Consider the following 19686-nt stretch of genomic DNA (forward strand, 5'->3'; position numbering starts at 1 on the left):
CACCGGCATCGAGATCAGCGACCGACAGATGAAAGAACTCCCGATCACCCGCGACACCTGGCACGGCGACTGGAACTACACCCTCCGCCCGACACGCGACACGCCCAACCCACCCTGACTTGATTCACTACGCGCCCTAACTACGGGACTCAGCGGCCGAGGACCAGCTCCGGCGGCTCGACCGGGCAGGGCTCGATCTCGGGCCCGCCGAGCCGGGCGGTCAGCGCGTGCGCCAGCCGCAGCAGCGACTCCACCGCCCGGACCGCCCGCCCGGCGTCGACGGCGGCCTTGACCATCGACACGCTCAGCGCGCCGACCGGCCCGCCCGGGCCGAGGATGGCGGCGCCGAAGCAGACCATGCCGAGCGCGGTCTCCTCGTCGTCGATGGCGTAGTGGCGGCGGCGTATCCGTTCCAGCTCGCGGGCGAGGTCGGGCATCGAGGTGATGCTGTGCCGGGTGAGCGAGTCGAACGCGCCGTCGGTGTAGAGGGCGGCGGCGGTGTCCGGCGGCAGGGCGGCCAGCAGCGACTTGCCGCTGGCGGTGCAGTGCGCCGGAAGCCGCATGCCGATCTCGTAGTGGACGGCCACCGGGCGGCTGCCGGCGCGGGTGTGCACGTAGAGGACGTTGCGACCGTCCAACAGGGACAGGACGATCGTGTCCTCGGCGAGCAGCCCCAGCTCGGCGTCGACCCGCCGGAACTCGGTGGCGATGTCCGAGCGCGCGAGGTAGGCCCGGCCGAGCTGGACGACCTTCCAGCCCAGCTGGTAGGTCCCCGCGCCGGAGCGGACGAGCAGCCCGGACTCGACCAGGGTGGTGCACACAGACAGGCAGCTGCTCTTGGGCGCGCCGATCGCGCGGGCGATCTCGCTGAGCGTCATGCCGCTCGCGCTGGCCGACACCACCTCGAGCATGCGGGCCGCCCGGGCCACAGCGGGCACGGTCGGCTTGGGCGCGGCGGAGTTCGGTTGGGTCGTGGTCATGTCGACGACCATCCGATCACCGCCGCAGCCGCCGGGCAAGTACCACGACGACCCCGACGACCCCCAAAACCCCGAGCAAACGCTTGCCGACCGGGATGGCGACCGCCCGCAGGACGTTCAAGGAGTCATCGGCCGGCTCCGCAACGGGGGAAGTTGGGGAAGTGGGTCGGGAGGCCGCCGCGGCACCGCCCGGGCCGCTGCTGCCTCGGGTGCCGCCCGCGGCGTATCGCTTCGGCGAGTGGTCGGGAGGGGTGGGCGGTTGCCGCACCTCGTCGTCGGGCCAGTCTTCTTCTGCCAGGTTCACCTTCGGCGGGGGCGGGGCGACGGTTGGCGACGAGAGCGACGCGCATTCGGACATTCTGCCCGGCGGAGTCCGCCGGTGCGCGATGTCAGGAGTCGGCGAAGGTGTGGGTCTCTCGGCGGTATCGCTGGGAGAGCGCCGCCTGGCGGTGCGGCGGCCACAGGTCGTCCTGCTCGTTCAACGTCACCTCGGTGCCGCGGCGGAGCAGCCAGATGTCCTCGAACTCCCGGTGCAGCACCGCGTCGCCGGGGACGCGGTCGAGCAGGCCCGACGCCAGGCGGACCATGTCGTCCTGCTGGAAGCCGATCTCGTTGTCCGTGTCGAGGCGGAACGTGACCGACACGGTCGGGACCATGCCCAGGTCGTTGGTCACCGGGTCCCACGACCGCGCCTTCGCCTCGGTCACCCGCACCCACGTGCCCAGGCCGGTCGCCACACCGTCCAGCACCCCGTCGGCGGAGGTCGACGCGTCCAGCACGCCCAGGGTCCGGCCGACCCCGTGCAGCTCGCGCGCGACATCCGTCGCGGGCGCCGGGGTGGCCAGGGCGAGGCTGTAGGAGATGGCCATGTGAGCGATCCTCGAATCAGGGATAGAAGTTGAGCACGTTGCCGTTCTTGTCGATCACGACGACCTCCTTGAGGCCCTCGATCGGCCAGTCACGCAGCTGGGCCCGCAGGGCGTCAGGATCGACGTTGCTGTCGGCCAGGTTCAGCACGACCCGCTCGGTCTGGCCGGAGTCGATCTTCTCCTGGATGTTCGCGGCGATGTTGCGCGGGTTGCTCCCACTGGGCGCGTAGTTGTCGAAGACCTCGCCCTCGATCTTGTAGTCCGGGTTCTTGTTGCCGGGGACCGTCGGGTTCTGCTCGACGTCGTAGCCCTGCCGCGCGAGCGTCTGCGCCGACTCGTTCTCCCGCTGCAGCGAACGCTTCGTCGCGGCGTCGTCGTTGTCGCGGATGCGCGTCGGATGCCCGCCCGGCTCGGCGTTCGGGTCGGGGCTGCCCGACGGCTGGGTGTGGTCGCCGCCGCCGGTGGTGCCCGGCGGGTCCTTCGGGTCGTCCGGCGGCTTGTTGCCCCCGCCCTTGCGGCCCAGCAGGTCGTCCAGCTTCTTGCGGATCTGCCCGAACAGGTCGTTGAGCCTGCGCAGCAGCGGCATGAGGTTCTGCAGCGTGCGCACCAGCTTCTTGACGATCTGCGCGATCCGCGCGGCCCACTTCGCCGCCGCGGTCGCCGCCTGCGCGGCCGCGGCCGGCGCGCCGATGATCGTCAGCGCCTCGGCCGCCCACACCACGAGCCGCCCGACCAGGTCGGCGATGAGGTCGCGCACCGTCTCCCGGACGACGCCGACGATGACGCCGGCCATCTCGACCGCGCTGCCGAGCCCGCCCGCCGCCTGCGACGCGGCCCCGAGGAGCGCCGAGGTGTCGCCCGCCCGACCGCGGTAGGCGTCGGCCGCCGCGCCGGTCCATCCGCCGGTGTCGGCCTGGAAGTCACGTTCGTAGTCGGCCTTCACCTCGCCGACGTGGCCGGCGACGTTCTTCCACGTCTGCGCGTGCGCGGCGACCGCGTCGGCGTTGCCGGCCAGCTTGTCGAGCATGTCCTGCAGCGGCCCGACGTGCTCGATGATGAAGGAGACCAGGTTCGACGCCACCGAACCGATGGGGTCCATCGCGATCGACAGGGCCTCCAGCCCGGTGGTGAGGCCGCCGAGCCCGATGTCGACCCAGTTGCCGCTCTCGATGCCCGACACCAGGTCGGCGACGGACTCCGCGATGCCGATGCCGGTGTACCACTCGGTGGAGTCCTGCTCCTCCGCCACCAGCGGGTTGGCGCCGGTCATCGGAGCCCGTCCTCGGTGCGGCGGAAGCCCTCGCCGTGCTTCTCGTCCCGGCTCTCGTAGTCGTCCGCGGACTCGCGGAGGTTCTCCGCGATCCCGGTGAAGCCGTCCTGGCCGGCGGTGAGCGCGTCGGCGGCCTGCTGCTCGAGCGGGTTGATCACCGGTGGCAGGAACTGGCAGATGAGCCCGTACGCGTCGTCGGGCATCACCTGGTTCGCCGCGTCCCTGGCCACGCCCATGCGGTCGGCGAGGCCGTCGACCTTTCCGGCGTGGCTGCGCAGCTCTCCCGCCGTTACCCCGAAGCCACCCTCTGGCATGCCGCAGACCCCTCAGTCATTCGAAGATCGAACTGTCGTCGAACTCGTCGACGTCACCACCACGGGGACGGCGCGCGGGCCGCTCCGGTTCCCGTCCCGGCTCGACGGTCTCGGGGAACTTCTGCTTGTAGTAGCCGACGATCCGGTCCGCGCTGTCCCGCGCGGCCGGGCCGCCGCCCTCGACGAGCGTGTCGTCGGCGACCTCGCGGACCCGGGCGGGGATCAGCTCCTTGGCCGCGGCGACGGCCTGCAGGAGCTGGCGGCTCAGCTCGTCGGGCAGCGTCTGGTGGATGCGGTCGGTGAACCGGGCGTCGACGAGCGACCCGTCGGCGTCGACGGTGACCGTCACGACGCCGTTCGGACTCGTCGCGCTCAGCCGGACGTCCTCGACCTTGTCCGCCAGGTCCTGGTAGCGGGCCGCGTTGCGCTCCAGCCCGGCCACCCACTCGTCGAGCCCGCGCTCGATGTCCTGCGGATCGCCCTCGAACAGGTTGTTCGGAATGCCTTCGGTCAACGCCGCTCCCTGGTCGCCCGTGCGGTCCAAGGCTACCGGGCGGAACGCGCGGCATGCCCGCTTCGGGCCGGATGACCGCGTGTTGGGCCAGCACGGCGGCGGCCCGGTGGCGGGTTCGCGTCACTGCACTTCACATGAGCACCAACGCCGCGACACGCCGGCTGCGCCGACGCCTCCTGCCCCTCCACGCCGGGGTCGCCCTCCAAGGCTTCATGCTCTGGCTGCCGATCGAGAAGCTCTTCATGAGCGAGATCGGTTTCGACGCCGCCGCGGTCGGGCTGATGGCCGCCGCCTACGCCGCGATCGTGCCGCTCATCGAGGTGCCGTCGGGCATCCTCGCCGACCGGTGGAGCCGGCGCGGTGTGCTCGTCGTCGCGAGCGTCGCGCTCGCGGTGTGCGCGCTGGTGGGCGGACTGAGCCACGGCGTGGCCGCCTACATCGCCGCCGCGCTGGTGCTCGGCGTCTACTTCGCCATGTACTCCGGCACCGTGGACGCGATGGTGTACGACACCGTCGTCGAGGAGACCGGCGACGGCGCGGACTTCGAGCGGCGGATCGGCCGGGTGCGGTTCATCGAGAGCGTGTCGCTGGTGGTGAGCTCGCTCGCCGGCGGGTGGGTCGCCAGCCTGCTGTCGACGCGGGTCACGTACTTCCTCACCATCCCGTTCGCGCTGCTGTCGATCGTGGCCTACCTGCGCTTCCGCGAGCCGCGGCTACACCGGGCCGAGGAGTTCGTCCCGCTGCGCCGGCAGGTCGCGATGACGTTCGATGCACTCACCCGCCGGCGGCGGCTGCTGCCGGTCATCGCGCTGGCCGTGCTGGCCGGGGTGCTGTTGCAGACGGTGTTCGAGTTCGGTCCACTGTGGCTGGTCGCGGTCACCGCCCCGGCCGTCCTCTTCGGACCGTACTGGGTCGCGCTGATGTCCACGCTCGGCATCGGCGGCCTGCTCGCCGCGCGCATCGACTTCGGCCGCCCGCGCACGCTGCTCGGCATCGGCGGCCTCACCACGCTCGCCGCGGTGGCCCTCACCAGCACCAGAGCCTCGTGCTGATCACGGCCGCGCAGATCGTGCTGGGCCTGCTGCTGGTGGCGATCTCCGTGCACGTGAGCCAGCGGCTGCACGACGCGGTCCCGTCGACCGTGCGGGCCGGTGTCGCATCCGGCGTCAGCACGTTCACCTGGCTCGTGTTCCTGCCGTTCTCGCTGGTGTTCGGTCTGGTGAGCAACGCGGTCGGGGTGCACGGTGCGGCCCTGCTGCTGGCCGGCGGCGCACTCGTCACCTCGGTCCTGCTGGCCACCGCCGCACGGCGCCGCCCCCGGGTGCCGGCACCGGAGCCCGAGCTGGTCGCGGCATGACCTGCGCCGAGTTCGTCGCCGTGGTGACCGAGCACCTGGACGGTGCGCTGGACCCGCGGCGGGACCGCGAGTTCAGCGCCCATCCCGCCGAGTGCCCGGGCTGCACCGAGTACCTGGCCCAACTGAACCGGACGATCGAGCTGCTGCGGGAGCTCGGCCAGTGTCGCGTGATCCTGTTCCTTTGCGTCCGCTGTGGATCAACGTTGTTCCTGGCAAGGCGGAGGAAAGCCGCTCGTACTGGATGTACTTGGGCTTTTCTCCAACGCCGTAACACAGACAGGGGCCGCTGTTGGCCGCAGCGGCGTGAAGGTTTCAGGGTCACGCGACACTAGGCCATGTCTCGTGGATCTTGGATCGTGGTATCCGCGCCCGCCGCACCAGCTCGCCGACCAGCCAGCCGAAGGTGAGCGCGTGGTAGCCGTGCCGGGTGCCCGGCGCCCAGGCGGGCACCTGCGCCTCGAGCGCGGCGATCATCCCGGCCCAGTCGAGGAACGCGCCCTCGGCCAACGGCTCGGTCAGGGCCGTGACGCCCGCGCGGTGCGCCAGCATCATGCCGACGGTGGTGTCCTCCTTGCCGGCCCGCGCGTACTCCGGCCAGTACGTGGCGACGGGTGCGCCGAGCGCCAGCTGCCCGCGGCTCAGCAGGATGTGCGCGCAGAGCGCGGTCACGCCTTTGGTCGTGGAGAAGACGACCGAGACGGTGTCCCGCTCCCACTCCCGCCCCGAGGCCCGGTCGACGACCCCGCCCCAGAGATCCACGACCGGCTCCCCGTCGACCAGCACGCAGACCGACGCGCCGACCTCGCCCCGCTCGGCGAGGTTGCGCTCGAACTCCTCGCGCACCCGGACGAACCGGGGATCGCAGCTGCCACCGACCATGCCGCCTCCTCCGTCGGAGCCACCCGGGACGGCTCACGCTGGCGCGCTCAGTGCCCCCGAGTCGCGTATCGGCGGCGGCCGATCGTCGCGGTGATCGTCAGGGGGACGGCCACCGCGAGGGTGATCACGAAGACCGCCTGGAAGCTCCCCGCGTCGACCAGCGGCCCGAAGATCGCCGCGCCGACCGCGCTGCCGGTGAACAGCATCGTCGCGAACAGCGACACCGCCGTCGCGCGGTAGTCGGGGGCCATGTCCGTCGCCCAGGTCTGCAGGGTCGAGTGCATGAACGCCCACCCCGCGCCGAGCAGGACGGTGCCGATCACCACCTCGACGACCCCGTGCGACACCGTGAGCAGCACGTAGGCCAGCACGGCCAGGCTGCCGCCGACGAGGATCAGGTTCGCCGGCGCCATCTTCCGGGACCGCCGCTTCACCACCCGCGCGAACACCAGCACCGCCGCGCCGTAGGCCCCGATCAGGAGGCCGGACACCGTCACCGAGAGCCCGCTCGCGTGCAGCACCGCCGGCAGGAACGTCAGCGGGCCGAGCAGCACCAGGCCCTCGGACAACGCGAGCAGCAGCACCAGCAGCGCCGGCCGGTTCACGAGCACCGCACGCAGCGACGCCAAGATCGGCGCCCTGGTCGCGACCACCGGCTCGGGCAGGCGGCGCATCACGACCGACAGCACCCCCGCGACCACCGCGGTCAGCGCGAACGCCACCCGCCAGCTCGTGAAGTCGGCCAGCAGGCCCGCGCCCACGGTGGCCGCCGCCATGCCGACCGCGGTGCTGGTCATGAGGTCCGTCAACGGCGCCTGGCGGATGCGCACCGGCACCGTGTCGCCGATGTAGACGAGCGCGCTGGGGATCGCCGCCGCGAAGCACGCCCCGGTGAACCCGCGCGCCACCATGAGCCAGCCGACGTCGGGCACCGCGGCGGACGCGAGCCCGCCCACCGTCGCGAGCACCAGCGCGAGCCGCATCGTGCGGACCCGGCCGAGCCGGTCGGACACCATCGCCCAGCAGATCTGCGCGACGCCGTAGCAGAGGAGATACGTCGCGGCCGCCCGGCTGACCGACTCGACCGTGCCGTCCAACTCGACCGCGATCACCACGAGCATCGACGCGATCATCAGGCGGTCGAAGGAGCTGGTGAAGGCGGCGACCTGGAGCAGTCGCAGCGACCGCGCCGCTTCCGCGGGCACCGTGGTCTGCTCAGTGCTGCTCGACACGCGCTCCCCACTCCACGCCGGACCGGGCCGCGCCCAACGTACCCGTCCAGCGCAGGTAGAGGTCATGGTCGACGTCACACAGGTCGAGCACCCGCCCGGCGAGGAAGTCCACCAGCGCGTCCACATCGCGCGCGCCCGCGTAGAACGCCGGGCTGGCCGGCATGATCACCGCGCCCTCCGCGGCGAGCGCCCGCAGGTTGTCCAAAGTAGACACACGCAGTGGTGTCTCGCGTAACACCACCACGAGCCGGCGCCGCTCCTTCAACGTCACGTCCGCAGCCCGCTGGATCAGGTTCTGCGTCGCGCCCGTCGCCACCGCCGCGACCGTCGCCGTCGTGGCCGGCGCGATGATCATCCCCTTCGTCCGGTACGACCCGGAGGAGGGGCCCGCGGCGATGTCCCCGGCCGGCCAGTACCGCACCGCCGAGACGTCCCGGCCCAACCAGGCGGACAGGTCAGCCGGCCAGTGCTTGTCCCGCACCGAGTGCCCGGTCTCGTCGAGCAGGGTCAGCCGCGCCGCCTGGCTCACCATCACGTCGACGTCCTCGCCCGCGTCGAGGAGCCCACGCAGGATCGCCGCCGCGTAGGGGGTCCCGCTCGCGCCGGTGACCCCGACCAGCCAGGGCGACCTGGTCTGTGACATTGGCTCGCTCCGCTCGCTGGTTCGTGGGCCTTCACCCGATGTCTTCCCTCCTGCACTGCTCACTCACTCGTCCCTCACTCGCTCCGCTGCTCGTCAGTCCAGACACCGGCGGCCCACTGTGCTGGATCGGCTCGCTCCGCTCGCTGGTTCGTGGGCCTTCACCCGATGTCTTCCCTCCTGCGCTGCTCACTCACTCGTCCCTCGCTCGCTCCGCTGCTCGTCAATCCAGACACCGGCGGCCCACTCACAGTGCTGGATTGGCTCGCTCCGCTCGCTGGTGCTGGATTGGCTCACATGCTCTGCGCCGGGCGCCGGCCGCCGGTCCGCGCGGTGATCCGCTCGGCGCATGCGCTCACCAGCGCGCCGATCCGCGCGGCGTTGTCCTGGTGCAGCTCGGTGAAGAACGCGAGCGAGCACACCACCCGCACCACCTGCCCGCGCTTGTCGAACACCGGCGCCGCCACCCCGCTCTGCGCCATGTCGTACTGCTGGACGCTGGTCGAGAACCCGCGCGAGCGGGTCTCCGCGAGCGCGGCGCGCAGCGCGTCCCGGTCGGTGATCGTGTGCGGGGTGAACTGCTTGAGCCCCAACCGGTCCACGAGGTCGTCGATCTGCGCGGCGGGCAGCCAGGCGTGGTAGGCCTGCATGAGCGCGGGCGCGGAGAACGGGAAGCCCTCCCCCACGCCGACGGTCACCCGCACGCCCATCTGCCGCTCGGCCTTGACCGTCACCACGTAGCCGCCGGAGCCGTCCGGCTCGACCACGAACACCACGAAACCGAGGCGCCGGGCCAGCTCGTCGATCTCCTGCTGGGCCACGGCGTTGGCCATCGTGTCGGTGACACCGGTCAGGGTGAGCAGCTTCGGCCCGAGCATCCAGCCGGACCGCTCGCCGGTGGTGGTGACCCAGCCGGCCCGCTGCAGCGTGGCGAGGATGTTGTAGCACGTGCTGCGGTTGAGACCGAGCTCGGTCACGAGGTCCTTGGGCGACACCGCGTGCGGCCACTGCGCCGCGAGCCGCTCCAGGATCCGCACCGCCGACGACACCGCGGGCACATCGCTCGCCACTTGTCGGTCCCCCTCGTCTCTCGGCTTGTCTCTCGGCCCGCCCCGGGTTACGGCGCGAGCACCTCGGCCCACTTGTTCAGCACCGACTCTAGGTAGTCGGGGTCGCCTGTGGACACCGCGGGAAAGGTGGCGCGCCGCTCGAACGGCCGGCAGGCGTCGATGACGGCCCGGCTGTTGTACGGCGGCGCCCCCTCGACGAGCATCGGGTCGAGCTTGCTGCCCCAGGTCCCGTCGATGATGTCGATGTCCCGCTTGGGGTCGCAGCGGGTGCACATCGCCCACACGACCTCGTGGAGGTTGGCGACGTCGATGTCGTCGTCGACCACCACCACGAACCGGTTCATGTACGCCGCGGCCGGCAGCTGCGCGGCCAGGTGCCCGACCTGGCGGGCGTGGCCGGCGTAGCGGTGCTCGATCGACACCGCGATGAACAGGCGCCCGCCGCCCGCCTCGTGCGCCCACGCGCCACGCACCCCCGGCACGCCGGCACCGACGAGCGCGTCCTCGATCATCGCGGACTTCATCGCGGTGCGCATGTAGGAGTAGTCGTGCGGCGGCTTGCCGGGCGGCGCGCCGAGCAGGATCGGGTCGTCCCGGTGGTACAGGCGGGTGATCTCCAGCGCCGGCGCGGGCCGCCGCTTGCCGGAGTAGTAGCCGGTCCACTCGCCGAACGGGCCCTCGTCGCGCATCAGGTCCGGGCGCAGCCAACCCTCGATCGCGACCTCGCTGCCGGCCGGGATCGGCAGGCCGGTGTGCTCGCCGAGCAGCACCGGCACCCGCTCGCCGAGGATCGCGCCCGCGTACTCCAGTTCGGAGATCCCGGTCGGGACCTCGGTGCCGCCGGTGACCAGCAGCACCGGGTGGTGCCCGAACGACACCACGACCGGCGCCTTGCCGTACCGCTCGAACCAGCGCTGCACGTGCTGGGCGCCGTGCTTGCCGGGGACGGCGTTGATCGTGGCCGAGCGGCCCTCGTCGACGACCTCCATCCGGTAGCAGCCGCCGTTGATGTCCTTGGTCGCCGGATCCTGGGTGACGACCAGGCAGCCGGTGCCGATGTAGCGGCCGCCGTCGCCCGCGTGCCAGCGCGGCACCGGCAGCGACAGCAGGTCGACGTCCTTGCCGTCGACCACATTGGCCAGCAACGGCGAGTCCGTGACGGTCTCGGTGGGGAACTCGGAGGCGGTCCGCGCCCAGGTCGACGGCTTGCCGCGCAGCGCCGCCACGAGGCTCGCGTCGTCCAGGTCGTCGCCGAGGCCGAGGGTCAGGCCGAGCCGCCGGGCCGAGCCGGTGCTGCCGGTGAGCACCCGCCCGGTCGGGTAGTCCGCGATGTCCTCGAAGAGCATCGCCTTGGGGTTGGGGCGCTGGTAGCTCAGCTCCGCGATCGCGCCGAGCTCGGTGTCCCAGTGCGCGCCGCGGACGTGCCGCAGCTCGCCGAAGCCCTCGACGCGGTCGAGCCAGGTGCGCAGGTCGGTCACCGGTCCTCGTTCCCGAGCAGGTGCGCGGCGACGAGGTCGAGCGCGCCGGGCGCCTCGAACATGCCGAAGTGCCGGGCGTCGGGGAACACCCGCAGCGTCGCGTTCGGGACGCCGTCGGCCAGCGCGGTGGCCATCGCCGGCGGCGTCGCGTAGTCGTGCTCGCCGACGACGACCAGCGTGTCGGCGGTGATCGAACCCAGCAGCGCGGAACCGTCGAACGCGCCCAGCGCGAGGCAGGCCTGCGCGTGGGCACGGGAGTCGGTGGCGAGGAACAGGTCGGCCAGCCGCCTGACCTCCGCGGGCTCGCGCTCGAGGAAGCCGGGCGAGAACCACCGGTCCAGCTGGAACTCGAGCTGCTTGGCGCGCGGCTTGCCGGTCGCGTTGCCGGCCCGCTCGGCCCACGCGACCTCCTTGCCGGGGCCGTAGTCCGCGGTGGTGTCGGCCAGCACGAGGCGGCTCACCAGGTCCGGGCGGGTACCGGCGAGCGCGACCGCGACGCAGCCGCCCATCGACATGCCAGCCATCGCGACCGGGCCGTCGCCGAGCTCGCCGATCAGCTCGGCGGCGTCGGCGGCCAGGTCCTCGACGGTGAACGCCGAACCGTCCCAAGTGGACTTACCGTGCCCGCGGGCGTCCATGGCGACCACCTGAGCGTGCGGCTCCAGCCGCTCGACCAGCGGCTGCCACTGCTCACCGGACATCGCGAGCGAGTGCAGGAGCAGGATGGCGCTCACCGGGCCGACCTCCGCTCCGCCGCGGTGGCCACGGCCTTGCGGATCTCCGGGTAGGTGCCGCAGCGGCAGATGTTGCCCTCCAGGTGGTCGCAGATCTCCTGCTCGCTCGGATGCGGGTTCTCACCGAGCAACTCTCGGGACATCAGCACGAACCCGGGGATGCAGTAGCCGCACTGGGCCGCGTTGCAGTCCACAAAGGACGAAACGACGTCGTCGTTCTCGTCCAGGCCCTCGGCCGTGGTGATCTCGGCATCGTCGTAACGCAGCGCGAGCGCGAGGCAGCTGGACACGCTCATCCCGCCGACCAGCACGGTGCACGCACCGCACGCGCCGACCCCGCAGCCCTCCCGCACGCTGGTGGTGCCGACCTTCTCGCGCAGCACGTCGAGCAGCAGCGTGTCATCGGCGACGTCGACGTGGTGCCGTACACCGTTGACGGTCAGGGTGATCCGGTTCATGCCTCGTCCTCCAGTGCCGTCACGATCGACTCCGGCGTCATCGGCAGCGTGGTGAGCCGGACGCCGACCGCGTCCCGGATCGCGTTGGCGATGGCCGGGGCGACCCCGAGGATCCCTGTCTCGCCAACACCTTTCGCGCCGAACGGGCCGGTGTCGTGCGGGCTCTCGACGATGATCGGGGTCAGCTCGGCTGGCAGGTCCTTGATGGACGGGAGCTGGTAGTCCAGCAGCGTGCCGTTGATCAGCTGGCCCTGGTCGAGCACGAGCTGGTCGAACAGCGCGTGCCCGATGCCCATGATCGCCGCGCCGGTCAGCTGCTGCTCCACGAGCCGCGGGTTGATCGCCTTGCCGACGTCGCCGGCCACCGCGAGGTGCTCGATGCGCACCCGGCCGGTGGCGGTGTCGACCGCGATCCGCACGCCGACCGCGCCGGCGAACCAGTGTTCGGTGACCTGGGTCGAGCGCCCGGTCTCCTTGTCGTAGGGCACCCACTTGGAGGTGAAGTTCGCCTCGGTGGTGAGGGTGGCGCCGCGGGCGCCGAAGTGGCCGTGGACCAGGTCGGCGACGGAGACCACCCGCTCCCCGCTCCGCAGGCCCGCCTCGGTCAGCTCGACCCCGCCCGCCGGGACCTCGAACTTCTCCGCGGCCAGCCCGATGAGCTTGTCCCGCATGGCTTCCGCGACCCGGCGCACCGCGTTGCCGGTGTGGTAGGTCGAGCGGCTGCCGGCGGTGATCGTGTCGTAGGGGGTGGCGTCGGTGTCCGCACGCACCACGTGGACGCGCTGGGAGTCCAGCCGCAGCACGTCGGCGGCGATCTGCGCCATGATCGTGTCGCTGCCCTGGCCCATGTCGATCGTGCTGATCAGCAGCGTGGCCGACGCGTCCTGGTTGAGCTGCAGCACCGCGTTCGCGATCGTCGGGGTGAGCACGGCCTTCACGCCGACCGCGACCCCGCGGCCGCGGCGGATCCGCCCGGTTCCGCGCTCGAGCGGGGTGAACCAGTCGATCGCCTCGGCGACCTTGTCCAGGCAGCCGACGAAGTCCGCGCTGTGCATCGTCGTGCCCATCGGCGCCTCGTCGCCCTCGCGCAACAGGTGCCTGCGGCGGAACGCGTACGGGTCCTCGCCCAGCTCGTGCGCGAGCTCGTCGATCAGCGACTCGTGCGACCAGGTCACCTGCGGCACGCCGAACCCGCGGAACGGGCCCGCGGAAGGCTTGTTGGTGTAGACGCAGCGGGACCGCACGTCGGCGTTCGCGATCCGGTACGGGCCGGGCGCGACCATGCCGGACTTCGCCGTAATGCGCGGCCCGACGTCGGCGTAGGCGCCGGTGTCGTAACGGACGTCGGCGATCGCGCTGACGAGGTTGCCCTCCGCGTCGGCGGTGAGGCTCGACGTCACCCCGGCGCCGTGCCGGGTGGTGAGCAGGAACGCCTCCTCGCGGGACGCCACGATCCGCACCTTGCGCCCGGTGGTCCAGGCGAGCGCGGCGGCGAGCGGCTCGAGCCGGTCGTACATCTTGGCGCCGAAGCTGCCACCGAGCGGGCGGGTGGTCACCCGCACCCGGGACAGCGGCAGGTCGAGCAGGTCCGAGATCATCTGCCGCACGTAGGACGGGGTCTGGGTGGTGGTCAGCATCTCCAGCCGGCCGGCGTCGACCCACGCGACCGTGCACGGCAGCTCGATCGGCACGTGGTGGGTCGGCGGCGCCCAGAACTCGCCGGTCACCGTGTGCGTACCGGCGTCCCGGGCGGCGGCCGCGTCACCGAGGCGCAGGTTGTACTCGTAGTTGACGTTCGTGTCCCGCACGCCGTGCAGGTGCCGCAGGTCGCCGAACACCGACGACGGGCGCAGCTCGTCGTGGACGAACGCGGCGCCTTCGAGCGCGTCGGTGAGGTCGTAGACGGGGGTCAGCTCCTCGTACTCCACCCAGACCGCGTCGGCCGCCGCCCGCGCGGTGGCGAGGTCCGCGGCGAGCACCGCGGCCACCGGCTCGCCGACGTAGCGCACCTTGTCGTGCGCGAGGCCCGGCTGGTCGGCGAACGCCGGGCCGGTGAGCAGCCGGTCGCCGAGCTGCTTGTGCAGGTCGGCACCGGTGACGACGCTGTGGACGCTGGGGATGGCGAGCGCGTCCTCGACGTGCACCGCGCCGATCAGCGCGTGCGGCTGGGTACTTCGGTGCAGAGCCACGTGCGCGCCCGCGCCGATCGGCTGGTCGCCGACGTGCGAGACGAGCCCGCGGACCCGGCCGACCATGTCGAACCGCGGCCTGCGGCCGCCGACCCAACCCTGCTCGAGCTCAAGCATCCTGGAGGTCCTTCCACGCGCTCCGAACCGCGTCCTCGACGGTCACCCGTGCGAGCCTGCGTTTGTACGTCACCCCGCCGCGGACGTCCGGGATCGGGTCCAGCTCCGGCTCGACGACCTCGAGCGCGGCGTCGACGGCCTGCTGGTCGCTCATGCCGCGAGCGTCGAACGACACGTACCGCGGCGTCGGCGCGACCGCGCCGAGTCCGATGTGGACTTCGGCCCCGGTGACGAGCACCGCGGCCGACGCGCAGGGCCAGTCGTTCTCGCCGAGCGAGGAGCTCTTCACGAACCGGTGACCGGACCCGGCCGGCTGGGCGGGGACCCGGATGCCGGACACGATCTCGTCGTGGTCCAGCGCGGTCCGCTGGAAGTCGGTGAAGAACTCGCGCACCGGGATGTCCCGGGTGCCACGCACCGACGTCGCCCGCACGGTCGCGCCGAGCACGAGCAGCGCGGTCGGCGGGTCGAGCCGGTAGTCGCCGTGCGCGATGTTGCCGCCCGCGCTCGCGGTGTTGCGCACCCGCGGGTTGGCGACCTGGTGGTAGGCCGCGGCGGCCAGCGGCGCCACGCTGCGCACCCGCTCGTCGGTCTCCATCCGGCGCACGCTCACCATCGGCCCGACGGTGACGCCCGACGCGTCCACGGTGATGTCGCGGAGGCCGGGCACGTTCGCGAGGTCGACGAAGTTGTCCGCGAAGAGGATGCCCTGCTTTACCAGGATCTGGATCGCCGTGCCACCGCCGTAGACCATCGAGTTGTCCAATGTGGACAGCAGTCGGGCGGCTTCGGCGAGCGTCGCCGGGCGGTGCAGGGTGGGCATCAGCGGCCCCGCCGGAGCACGGCGACCAGCACGGTGCCCAACACGGTGAGCCCGGCGACGACGGCCGCGATGATCGCGACCTTGGGCACGGCGGGCGATGTGGTGGTCGACACCACACCGCCGGCCGCGGTCTTCGTGGCCGCCGCGGCCTCGACCTGCTCGACCGGGGCGCCGCACGCGATGGCCAGGGACTTCGCGAACTCCAGCTCCACCTCGCGGCTGCGCCGGCGGATGATCGGCTCGCCGAGCCGGCCGAGCTTGCCCCACAGCGCCATGTCCATCTCGTAACCGATGACCGAGGCGTCCATCTTGTCGGTTCCGTCGTCGTTGCTGTCGGGGCGGACGGTCAGCCGGGCGTCGATCTTGATCAAGCTGCCCAGCTTGCGGTCCTCCCCCTTGAGCACCGCCCTGACCTCCTTGTCGTCCGCCCCGTCGGCGACCGACGCGATGGCGGCGGTGAACCCGGCGGAGAAGCGCACGTGCGCGACCTCGTTGACCAGCCGGCCGCGGTAGTTCTTCTCGTCCACCCGTTCCAGCTCCTCGCAGCCCGGGATGCAGCCGCGCATGGTCTCCGGGTCGAAGAAGAGCGGGAAGACCTTGTCGGGTGCCGCGGGGACGGGGAACTCGGACACAAGTTTCATTTAGACCGCCATGGGAGACGTGATGTCCTGTCAGCGAGACACTAAGAGTGCACCGACCGAGTGTCAAGCGTGGCGAAACAGGATCGAAACAGAACTTGACTCCCCTGTTTACCGCTCCTAGCATCCGCTCCACAGGACAACTAGTGTCGTATAGAGGACCAGGGAGCTTCCCCCATGGCCATCCCCCGAGTCACCCCCCGACTGGCGACCGCCGCGGTTGCCGGACTGCTCGCGCTGACCGCGGCCGGCTGTGCCGCCGGCCCAAGCGCCGCGAACGACGACGGCGACCCGCGCACGCTGCGCATCGCCCACAACTCCAACGCGGCCGCCCTGCCCGTCCAGGTGGCGATCGCGGAGGGCATCTTCACGAAGCACGACCTGAAGGTCGAGTTCACCAAGGTCGAGAACATCGGCACGCTGCCGGGCACGCTCGGCCGCTCGTTCGACGTCGCGCTGTCGGTGCCGACCACGGTCATCGCCGCGGCACAGCAGGGCATCCCGGTCACCCAGGTGTCCGGCGCGACCCTCGACGTCGAGGACAACCCGACCGGCTTCGTCATCGGCTCCAAGAAGTCCGGTGTGACCGACATCAAGCAGCTCGCCGGCAAGACACTGGGCGTGCTGACCGAGACCGGCACCACGCACACCGCCACCAAGGCGTGGCTCAGGCAGGAAGGCGTCGACCCGGCGAGCGTCGACATCGTCCAGGTGGACGGGCCCGCGCAGGCCGACCAGCTCGCCGCCGGTCGCGTCGACGCGGTGGAGACCGTGATGCCGTTCGCCACCAACGTGTTGCGCGACAAGGACGCGGTGAACCTCGGTGACCCGTACCTCAAGCTCGCGCCCGAGCTGTCGGCCATCCTGTGGATCGCCAAGCAGGACTTCGCCGCACAGCACGCCGATGTGCTGAAGGACTTCCGGGCATCGCTCGACGAGGCGCAGGAGTTCATCAAGGGCAACGACCCGAAGGCGCGCGAGGTGCTCAAGGACTACACGGGCCTGCCGGACCCGGCGATCAAGGCGGCCGTGCTGCCGACCTACACCACCGAGATCCGCCCGGACGACCTGAAGGTGTGGCTCCAGGCCATGAAGGACGTCGACGGCTTCAAGGGTGATGTCGACCTGGACGCGCTCGTCGCGTCCCAGAACTGAGGTCCGCCATGGCGGTGTGGGACGAGTTCGTGCCCGCCGGCGAGCTGGACCGGCTGCGCGCCAACGGGTTCGGCGGGGCGGTCGAGGTGGGCGAGCGGCCGTGCCTCGTGGTCATCGACGTGACGCTGTCGTTCATCGACACGAGCTACCCGACGGGCTGCGGCGACATGGGCTGGGAGCGGCTGCCCGCGATCGTCTCGCTCCTGGAGACCGCGCGTGAGCTGGGCATCCCCCGGGTGCTCACGTGCGGGTCGGTGCCGGACTCGGTGTTCGTCGGCGGCGCGGTGAAGCTGTCCGGCGACCCGGACGTGGCGCGGCGCGTGCACGAGGCACCGTTCCCGCCCGAGATCGTCCCGCGCGCCGACGAGTACGTGGTCAGCAAGGCGAAGGCGAGCGCGTTCTTCGGCACCCCGCTGCTGACCTACCTGACCAAGCACCGGGTCGACACGCTGATCGTGGCCGGCACCACCACGTCGGGCTGCGTGCGCGCGACCGTCGTGGACGCCGCGTCGCACGGCTACCGGGTGCTGGTCGCCGAGGACGCGTGCTTCGACCGGTCGGCGTTCGCGCACGCCGCCAACCTCTTCGACATCCAGCTGAAGTACGGGTCCGTCGTGGACGCCGAGACCGCCGCCGAACTGATGGGAACGCCATGAGCCCCACCATCACCTGTGCAGACCTCTCGGTCACGCTGCCCGGCGCGGCCGGCCCGGTCGACATCCTCCGCGGGGTGGAACTGTCCGTGGACAATGCCGAGCTCGTCTCGGTCCTCGGCACGTCGGGCTCCGGCAAGACCACGCTCCTGCGGGTGCTCGGCGGCCTGCTGCCGGCCACCGGCGGGGAGGTGCGCTGCGACGACACGGTGGTCACCGGGCCGCCGGAGGGCGTGGTGACCGTGTTCCAGGACTACGCCCACTCGCTGCTGCCGTGGCGGACCGTGCGCCGGAACGTGGCGCTGGGCATCGAGGCGTCGCTGTCGAGGTCCGAACGCGACGACCGGGTCGACGAGGCACTCACGATGGTGGGACTCTTGGACCGGTCCGCCGAGTACCCGTGGCGGCTGTCCGGCGGCATGCAGCAGCGCGTGCAGATCGCCCGCGCGCTGGCGATGCGGCCGCGGGTGCTGCTGATGGACGAGCCGTTCGGGGCGCTGGACGCGATGACGAAGGCGTCCCTGCAGGACCAGCTGCAGCAGGTGCAGGAGCTCACCGGGACCACGATCGTGTTCGTGACGCACGACGTGGAGGAGGCGGTGTACCTGTCCGACCGGCTGGTGGTGCTGCGGGGCAGCCCGGCGAACATCGGGCTGTCGCTGGACATCCCGCTGCCCCGGCCGCGGCACCAGATCACCACCAAGGAGCGTTCGGACTACCTGGAGCTGCGGCACCGGGTGTACGAGGCGCTCGGGCACACCGTCGGCGAGCCGGCCCGTGGCTAGGCGGGTCAACCTGATCGGGGCCGCGGTGTTCGTGCTGGGGCTCGGGCTGTGGGAGCTTCTGGTCCGCACCGGGATCCTGAGCTTCTCCTACCTCCCACCGCCCACGAACGTGGCCGTCGGGCTGAGCGAGCTGCTCGGCACCGGCGAGCTGGTGACCGCGCTAGGGCACACGCTGTTCGCGGCGCTGACCGGCTGGGCGATCGCCGGGCTCGTGGGCGTGGCGGCCGGCTCGGTGCTGGGACTCGTCCGTCCGGTGTGGACGTACTCGATGGCGAGCCTGGAGGCGCTGCGGGCGCTGCCGATCGTCGCGTTCGTGCCGGTGGCGGTGCTGCTGTTCGGGTTCTCGGTGCAGACCGAGATCATGGTCGCCTTCTACGCGGCGCTGTGGCCGGTCCTGCTGAACACGATCAGCGGGATGCGCACCGAGCAGCGGATGGTGGAGGCCGGCGCGGTCCTGCGGCTGTCCAGGGCGGCGGTGCTGTGGAAGATCCGGCTGCCCGCGGCCACCGCCTCGATCGTGGTCGGGCTCCGGTTGGGACTGTCGACGGCGCTCGTGCTGACGCTGGTCGCGGAGATGGTCGGCAACCCGGCAGGGCTCGGCTTCCTGCTCGTGGAGAAGGGCCAGGCGCTGCAGCCCGCGCAGATGTTCGCGGCCGTGTGCGTCATCGGCGTCACCGGGATCGTCCTCAACGGACTCGTGATGGGTCTGGCGCGGGTGGCCTTCCGTGGTCAGCTCGCCTCGTCCGGGGAGACCGCATGACCGGAACCGAGACCCGACGGCGTGGCGGCACCCCGGCGCGCGGGCTGCTGCCGCTGGTGGTGCTGCTGGTGGTCTGGCAGCTCGCCGGCGACCCGGCCTCACCGTACTTCCCACCACCGTCCACCTGGGTCGACGGCGTGCGGCCGCTGCTGGACAACGACAAGCTGCTGCCGGCCGTCGGCGAGACGTCGCTGACGTTCGTGCTGGGGCTGCTGATCGCGACCGTGCTCGGGTCGGTGGTCGGCACGCTGGTCGGTGCCAGCCGCCCGGTCGACCGGGCCCTGTCGCCGAGCCTGGAGTTCCTGCGCGCGCTGCCGGCGGCCTCGCTCGTGCCGGTCGCCGCGCTCGTGCTCGGCTACACGACGCAGATGAAGCTGGTGGTCGTGGTGCTGCCGGCAATGTGGCCGATCCTGCTGACCTGCCGGTCCGCCCGGCGCTCGCTCTCGCCGGTGCTGCTGGACACGCCCCGCACGCTGGGACTGTCCGGTTGGGACCGGGCGAGGAAGATCCTCACGCCCGCGCTGCTGCCCGCGGTGCTGCTCGGCGTGCGGGTGGCGGCGCCGCTGGCACTGATCATCACGCTGCTGGTGGAGATCGTCACGAGGGTGAACGGGTTGGGCGCCGTGCTCGGCGCCGCACAGTCCAACTTCCTGTCCGCGCAGGTGTACGGGCTGCTCACGATCGCGGGGGTACTGGGGTTCGTGGTGAACTGGGTCGTCACGCGTGCGGAGGCGGCGATCAGCCGGCGCATGCGTGGCACGGCGTAGGAGT

General features: G+C 71.7%; 24 protein-coding genes. 9 read left to right on the forward strand and 15 right to left on the reverse strand.

Annotated features, from left to right (window positions below):
• Positions 1-13: 13 nt before the first annotated feature.
• Positions 14-118, forward strand: coding sequence for a hypothetical protein (locus GEV28_RS42585; protein WP_367115201.1), 105 nt, complete (start codon positions 14-16; stop codon positions 116-118).
• A gap of 31 nt (positions 119-149) precedes the next feature.
• On the opposite strand, the gene GEV28_RS27385 is transcribed toward GEV28_RS42585, so the two are convergent.
• From GEV28_RS27385 to GEV28_RS27405, 5 genes are all read right to left on the reverse strand, one after another.
• Entirely contained in the window at positions 150-980 is an 831-nt protein-coding gene (locus GEV28_RS27385; RefSeq protein WP_291415143.1) for an IclR family transcriptional regulator, read from the reverse strand.
• Positions 981-1369: 389 nt separating this feature from the next.
• The gene (locus GEV28_RS27390) at positions 1370-1849 is read right to left on the reverse strand and encodes a SitI3 family protein (protein WP_291415145.1); all 480 of its coding nucleotides are present in this window, start codon (positions 1847-1849) and stop codon (positions 1370-1372) included.
• 16 nt (positions 1850-1865) lie between these two features.
• A complete protein-coding gene (locus GEV28_RS27395; RefSeq protein WP_291415146.1) occupies positions 1866-3119 on the reverse strand; it encodes a hypothetical protein in 1254 nt (417 codons plus the stop codon).
• Positions 3116-3433 (reverse strand): type VII secretion target, encoded by a 318-nt coding sequence (locus GEV28_RS27400; RefSeq protein ID WP_291415148.1) that lies wholly within the window; start codon positions 3431-3433, stop codon positions 3116-3118. The genes GEV28_RS27395 and GEV28_RS27400 overlap by 4 nt, the downstream gene beginning before the upstream one ends.
• Positions 3434-3449: 16 nt before the next feature.
• Complete coding sequence (locus GEV28_RS27405; RefSeq protein ID WP_291415150.1) at positions 3450-3947, reverse strand: YbaB/EbfC family nucleoid-associated protein; 498 nt, start codon at positions 3945-3947, stop codon at positions 3450-3452.
• Between the two features lie 134 nt (positions 3948-4081).
• Here GEV28_RS27405 and GEV28_RS27410 point away from each other — a divergent pair, with 134 nt between their 5' ends.
• Genes GEV28_RS27410 through GEV28_RS42590 form a run of 3 tightly spaced genes read left to right on the forward strand, consistent with a single transcriptional unit; the run spans position 4082 to position 5636 of the window.
• The gene (locus tag GEV28_RS27410) at positions 4082-4999 is read left to right on the forward strand and encodes an MFS transporter (RefSeq protein ID WP_291415152.1); all 918 of its coding nucleotides are present in this window, start codon (positions 4082-4084) and stop codon (positions 4997-4999) included.
• On the forward strand, positions 4993-5304 hold the full coding sequence (locus GEV28_RS27415) for a hypothetical protein (RefSeq protein ID WP_291415153.1): 312 nt from the start codon (positions 4993-4995) through the stop codon (positions 5302-5304). Before GEV28_RS27410 ends, GEV28_RS27415 begins: the two co-directional genes overlap by 7 nt.
• Positions 5301-5636, forward strand: a complete 336-nt coding sequence (locus GEV28_RS42590) for an anti-sigma factor (protein WP_367115199.1) — start codon at positions 5301-5303, stop codon at positions 5634-5636. Before GEV28_RS27415 ends, GEV28_RS42590 begins: the two co-directional genes overlap by 4 nt.
• On the opposite strand, the gene GEV28_RS27420 is transcribed toward GEV28_RS42590, so the two are convergent.
• From GEV28_RS27420 to GEV28_RS27465, 10 genes are all read right to left on the reverse strand, one after another.
• Positions 5623-6183 carry a serine hydrolase domain-containing protein gene (locus GEV28_RS27420; protein ID WP_291415155.1) on the reverse strand — a complete coding sequence of 187 codons (561 nt, stop codon included), beginning with the start codon at positions 6181-6183 and terminating at the stop codon, positions 5623-5625. The genes GEV28_RS42590 and GEV28_RS27420 overlap by 14 nt on opposite strands.
• A gap of 47 nt (positions 6184-6230) precedes the next feature.
• Positions 6231-7415 (reverse strand): MFS transporter, encoded by a 1185-nt coding sequence (locus tag GEV28_RS27425; RefSeq protein WP_291415157.1) that lies wholly within the window; start codon positions 7413-7415, stop codon positions 6231-6233.
• Positions 7399-8058: a UbiX family flavin prenyltransferase gene (locus tag GEV28_RS27430; RefSeq protein ID WP_291415159.1), complete on the reverse strand. Its 660-nt coding sequence runs from the start codon at positions 8056-8058 to the stop codon at positions 7399-7401. The genes GEV28_RS27425 and GEV28_RS27430 overlap by 17 nt, the downstream gene beginning before the upstream one ends.
• A 290-nt stretch (positions 8059-8348) precedes the next feature.
• Complete coding sequence (locus tag GEV28_RS27435) at positions 8349-9125, reverse strand: IclR family transcriptional regulator (protein ID WP_291415160.1); 777 nt, start codon at positions 9123-9125, stop codon at positions 8349-8351.
• A gap of 47 nt (positions 9126-9172) precedes the next feature.
• Entirely contained in the window at positions 9173-10603 is a 1431-nt protein-coding gene (locus tag GEV28_RS27440; RefSeq protein WP_291415162.1) for a UbiD family decarboxylase, read from the reverse strand.
• Positions 10600-11337 (reverse strand): alpha/beta fold hydrolase, encoded by a 738-nt coding sequence (locus GEV28_RS27445; protein ID WP_291415163.1) that lies wholly within the window; start codon positions 11335-11337, stop codon positions 10600-10602. Before GEV28_RS27445 ends, GEV28_RS27440 begins: the two co-directional genes overlap by 4 nt.
• Positions 11334-11795, reverse strand: a complete 462-nt coding sequence (locus GEV28_RS27450; RefSeq protein WP_291415165.1) for a (2Fe-2S)-binding protein — start codon at positions 11793-11795, stop codon at positions 11334-11336. The genes GEV28_RS27445 and GEV28_RS27450 overlap by 4 nt, the downstream gene beginning before the upstream one ends.
• Positions 11792-14101, reverse strand: a complete 2310-nt coding sequence (locus tag GEV28_RS27455) for a molybdopterin cofactor-binding domain-containing protein (RefSeq protein WP_291415167.1) — start codon at positions 14099-14101, stop codon at positions 11792-11794. Before GEV28_RS27455 ends, GEV28_RS27450 begins: the two co-directional genes overlap by 4 nt.
• Positions 14094-14924: an FAD binding domain-containing protein gene (locus GEV28_RS27460; protein ID WP_291415168.1), complete on the reverse strand. Its 831-nt coding sequence runs from the start codon at positions 14922-14924 to the stop codon at positions 14094-14096. Before GEV28_RS27460 ends, GEV28_RS27455 begins: the two co-directional genes overlap by 8 nt.
• A complete protein-coding gene (locus GEV28_RS27465; RefSeq protein ID WP_291415170.1) occupies positions 14924-15565 on the reverse strand; it encodes an SRPBCC domain-containing protein in 642 nt (213 codons plus the stop codon). Before GEV28_RS27465 ends, GEV28_RS27460 begins: the two co-directional genes overlap by 1 nt.
• Positions 15566-15739: 174 nt before the next feature.
• Between GEV28_RS27465 and GEV28_RS27470 the strand changes: the two genes are divergently transcribed.
• From GEV28_RS27470 to GEV28_RS27490, 5 genes are read left to right on the forward strand one after another with little or no spacing between them, the layout of a single operon-like run.
• Complete coding sequence (locus tag GEV28_RS27470) at positions 15740-16717, forward strand: ABC transporter substrate-binding protein (protein ID WP_291415173.1); 978 nt, start codon at positions 15740-15742, stop codon at positions 16715-16717.
• An 8-nt stretch (positions 16718-16725) separates the two neighbouring features.
• Positions 16726-17373 (forward strand): isochorismatase family protein, encoded by a 648-nt coding sequence (locus GEV28_RS27475; protein ID WP_291415175.1) that lies wholly within the window; start codon positions 16726-16728, stop codon positions 17371-17373.
• Positions 17370-18155 carry an ABC transporter ATP-binding protein gene (locus tag GEV28_RS27480; RefSeq protein WP_291415176.1) on the forward strand — a complete coding sequence of 262 codons (786 nt, stop codon included), beginning with the start codon at positions 17370-17372 and terminating at the stop codon, positions 18153-18155. The genes GEV28_RS27475 and GEV28_RS27480 overlap by 4 nt, the downstream gene beginning before the upstream one ends.
• Complete coding sequence (locus tag GEV28_RS27485) at positions 18148-18915, forward strand: ABC transporter permease (protein WP_291415178.1); 768 nt, start codon at positions 18148-18150, stop codon at positions 18913-18915. The genes GEV28_RS27480 and GEV28_RS27485 overlap by 8 nt, the downstream gene beginning before the upstream one ends.
• Positions 18912-19682, forward strand: coding sequence for an ABC transporter permease (locus GEV28_RS27490; RefSeq protein WP_291415179.1), 771 nt, complete (start codon positions 18912-18914; stop codon positions 19680-19682). Before GEV28_RS27485 ends, GEV28_RS27490 begins: the two co-directional genes overlap by 4 nt.
• Positions 19683-19686 lie beyond the last annotated feature (4 nt).

The organism is Actinophytocola sp. (assembly GCF_009379765.1).
Lineage (GTDB): Bacteria > Actinomycetota > Actinomycetes > Mycobacteriales > Pseudonocardiaceae > Actinophytocola.

What these genes read in the sequence shown, in the direction of transcription:
- GEV28_RS27385 (WP_291415143.1), bottom strand. Translation starts at nt 980, where the DNA reads ATGACCACGACCCAACCGAACTCCGCCGCGCCCAAGCCGACCGTGCCC.
- GEV28_RS27390 (WP_291415145.1), bottom strand. Translation starts at nt 1,849, where the DNA reads ATGGCCATCTCCTACAGCCTCGCCCTGGCCACCCCGGCGCCCGCGACG.
- GEV28_RS27395 (WP_291415146.1), bottom strand. Translation starts at nt 3,119, where the DNA reads ATGACCGGCGCCAACCCGCTGGTGGCGGAGGAGCAGGACTCCACCGAG.
- GEV28_RS27400 (WP_291415148.1), bottom strand. Translation starts at nt 3,433, where the DNA reads ATGCCAGAGGGTGGCTTCGGGGTAACGGCGGGAGAGCTGCGCAGCCAC.
- GEV28_RS27410 (WP_291415152.1), top strand. Translation starts at nt 4,082, where the DNA reads ATGAGCACCAACGCCGCGACACGCCGGCTGCGCCGACGCCTCCTGCCC.
- GEV28_RS42590 (WP_367115199.1), top strand. Translation starts at nt 5,301, where the DNA reads ATGACCTGCGCCGAGTTCGTCGCCGTGGTGACCGAGCACCTGGACGGT.
- GEV28_RS27420 (WP_291415155.1), bottom strand. Translation starts at nt 6,183, where the DNA reads ATGGTCGGTGGCAGCTGCGATCCCCGGTTCGTCCGGGTGCGCGAGGAG.
- GEV28_RS27430 (WP_291415159.1), bottom strand. Translation starts at nt 8,058, where the DNA reads ATGTCACAGACCAGGTCGCCCTGGCTGGTCGGGGTCACCGGCGCGAGC.
- GEV28_RS27450 (WP_291415165.1), bottom strand. Translation starts at nt 11,795, where the DNA reads ATGAACCGGATCACCCTGACCGTCAACGGTGTACGGCACCACGTCGAC.
- GEV28_RS27455 (WP_291415167.1), bottom strand. Translation starts at nt 14,101, where the DNA reads ATGCTTGAGCTCGAGCAGGGTTGGGTCGGCGGCCGCAGGCCGCGGTTC.
- GEV28_RS27460 (WP_291415168.1), bottom strand. Translation starts at nt 14,924, where the DNA reads ATGCCCACCCTGCACCGCCCGGCGACGCTCGCCGAAGCCGCCCGACTG.
- GEV28_RS27465 (WP_291415170.1), bottom strand. Translation starts at nt 15,565, where the DNA reads ATGAAACTTGTGTCCGAGTTCCCCGTCCCCGCGGCACCCGACAAGGTC.
- GEV28_RS27470 (WP_291415173.1), top strand. Translation starts at nt 15,740, where the DNA reads ATGGCCATCCCCCGAGTCACCCCCCGACTGGCGACCGCCGCGGTTGCC.
- GEV28_RS27475 (WP_291415175.1), top strand. Translation starts at nt 16,726, where the DNA reads ATGGCGGTGTGGGACGAGTTCGTGCCCGCCGGCGAGCTGGACCGGCTG.
- GEV28_RS27480 (WP_291415176.1), top strand. Translation starts at nt 17,370, where the DNA reads ATGAGCCCCACCATCACCTGTGCAGACCTCTCGGTCACGCTGCCCGGC.
- GEV28_RS27490 (WP_291415179.1), top strand. Translation starts at nt 18,912, where the DNA reads ATGACCGGAACCGAGACCCGACGGCGTGGCGGCACCCCGGCGCGCGGG.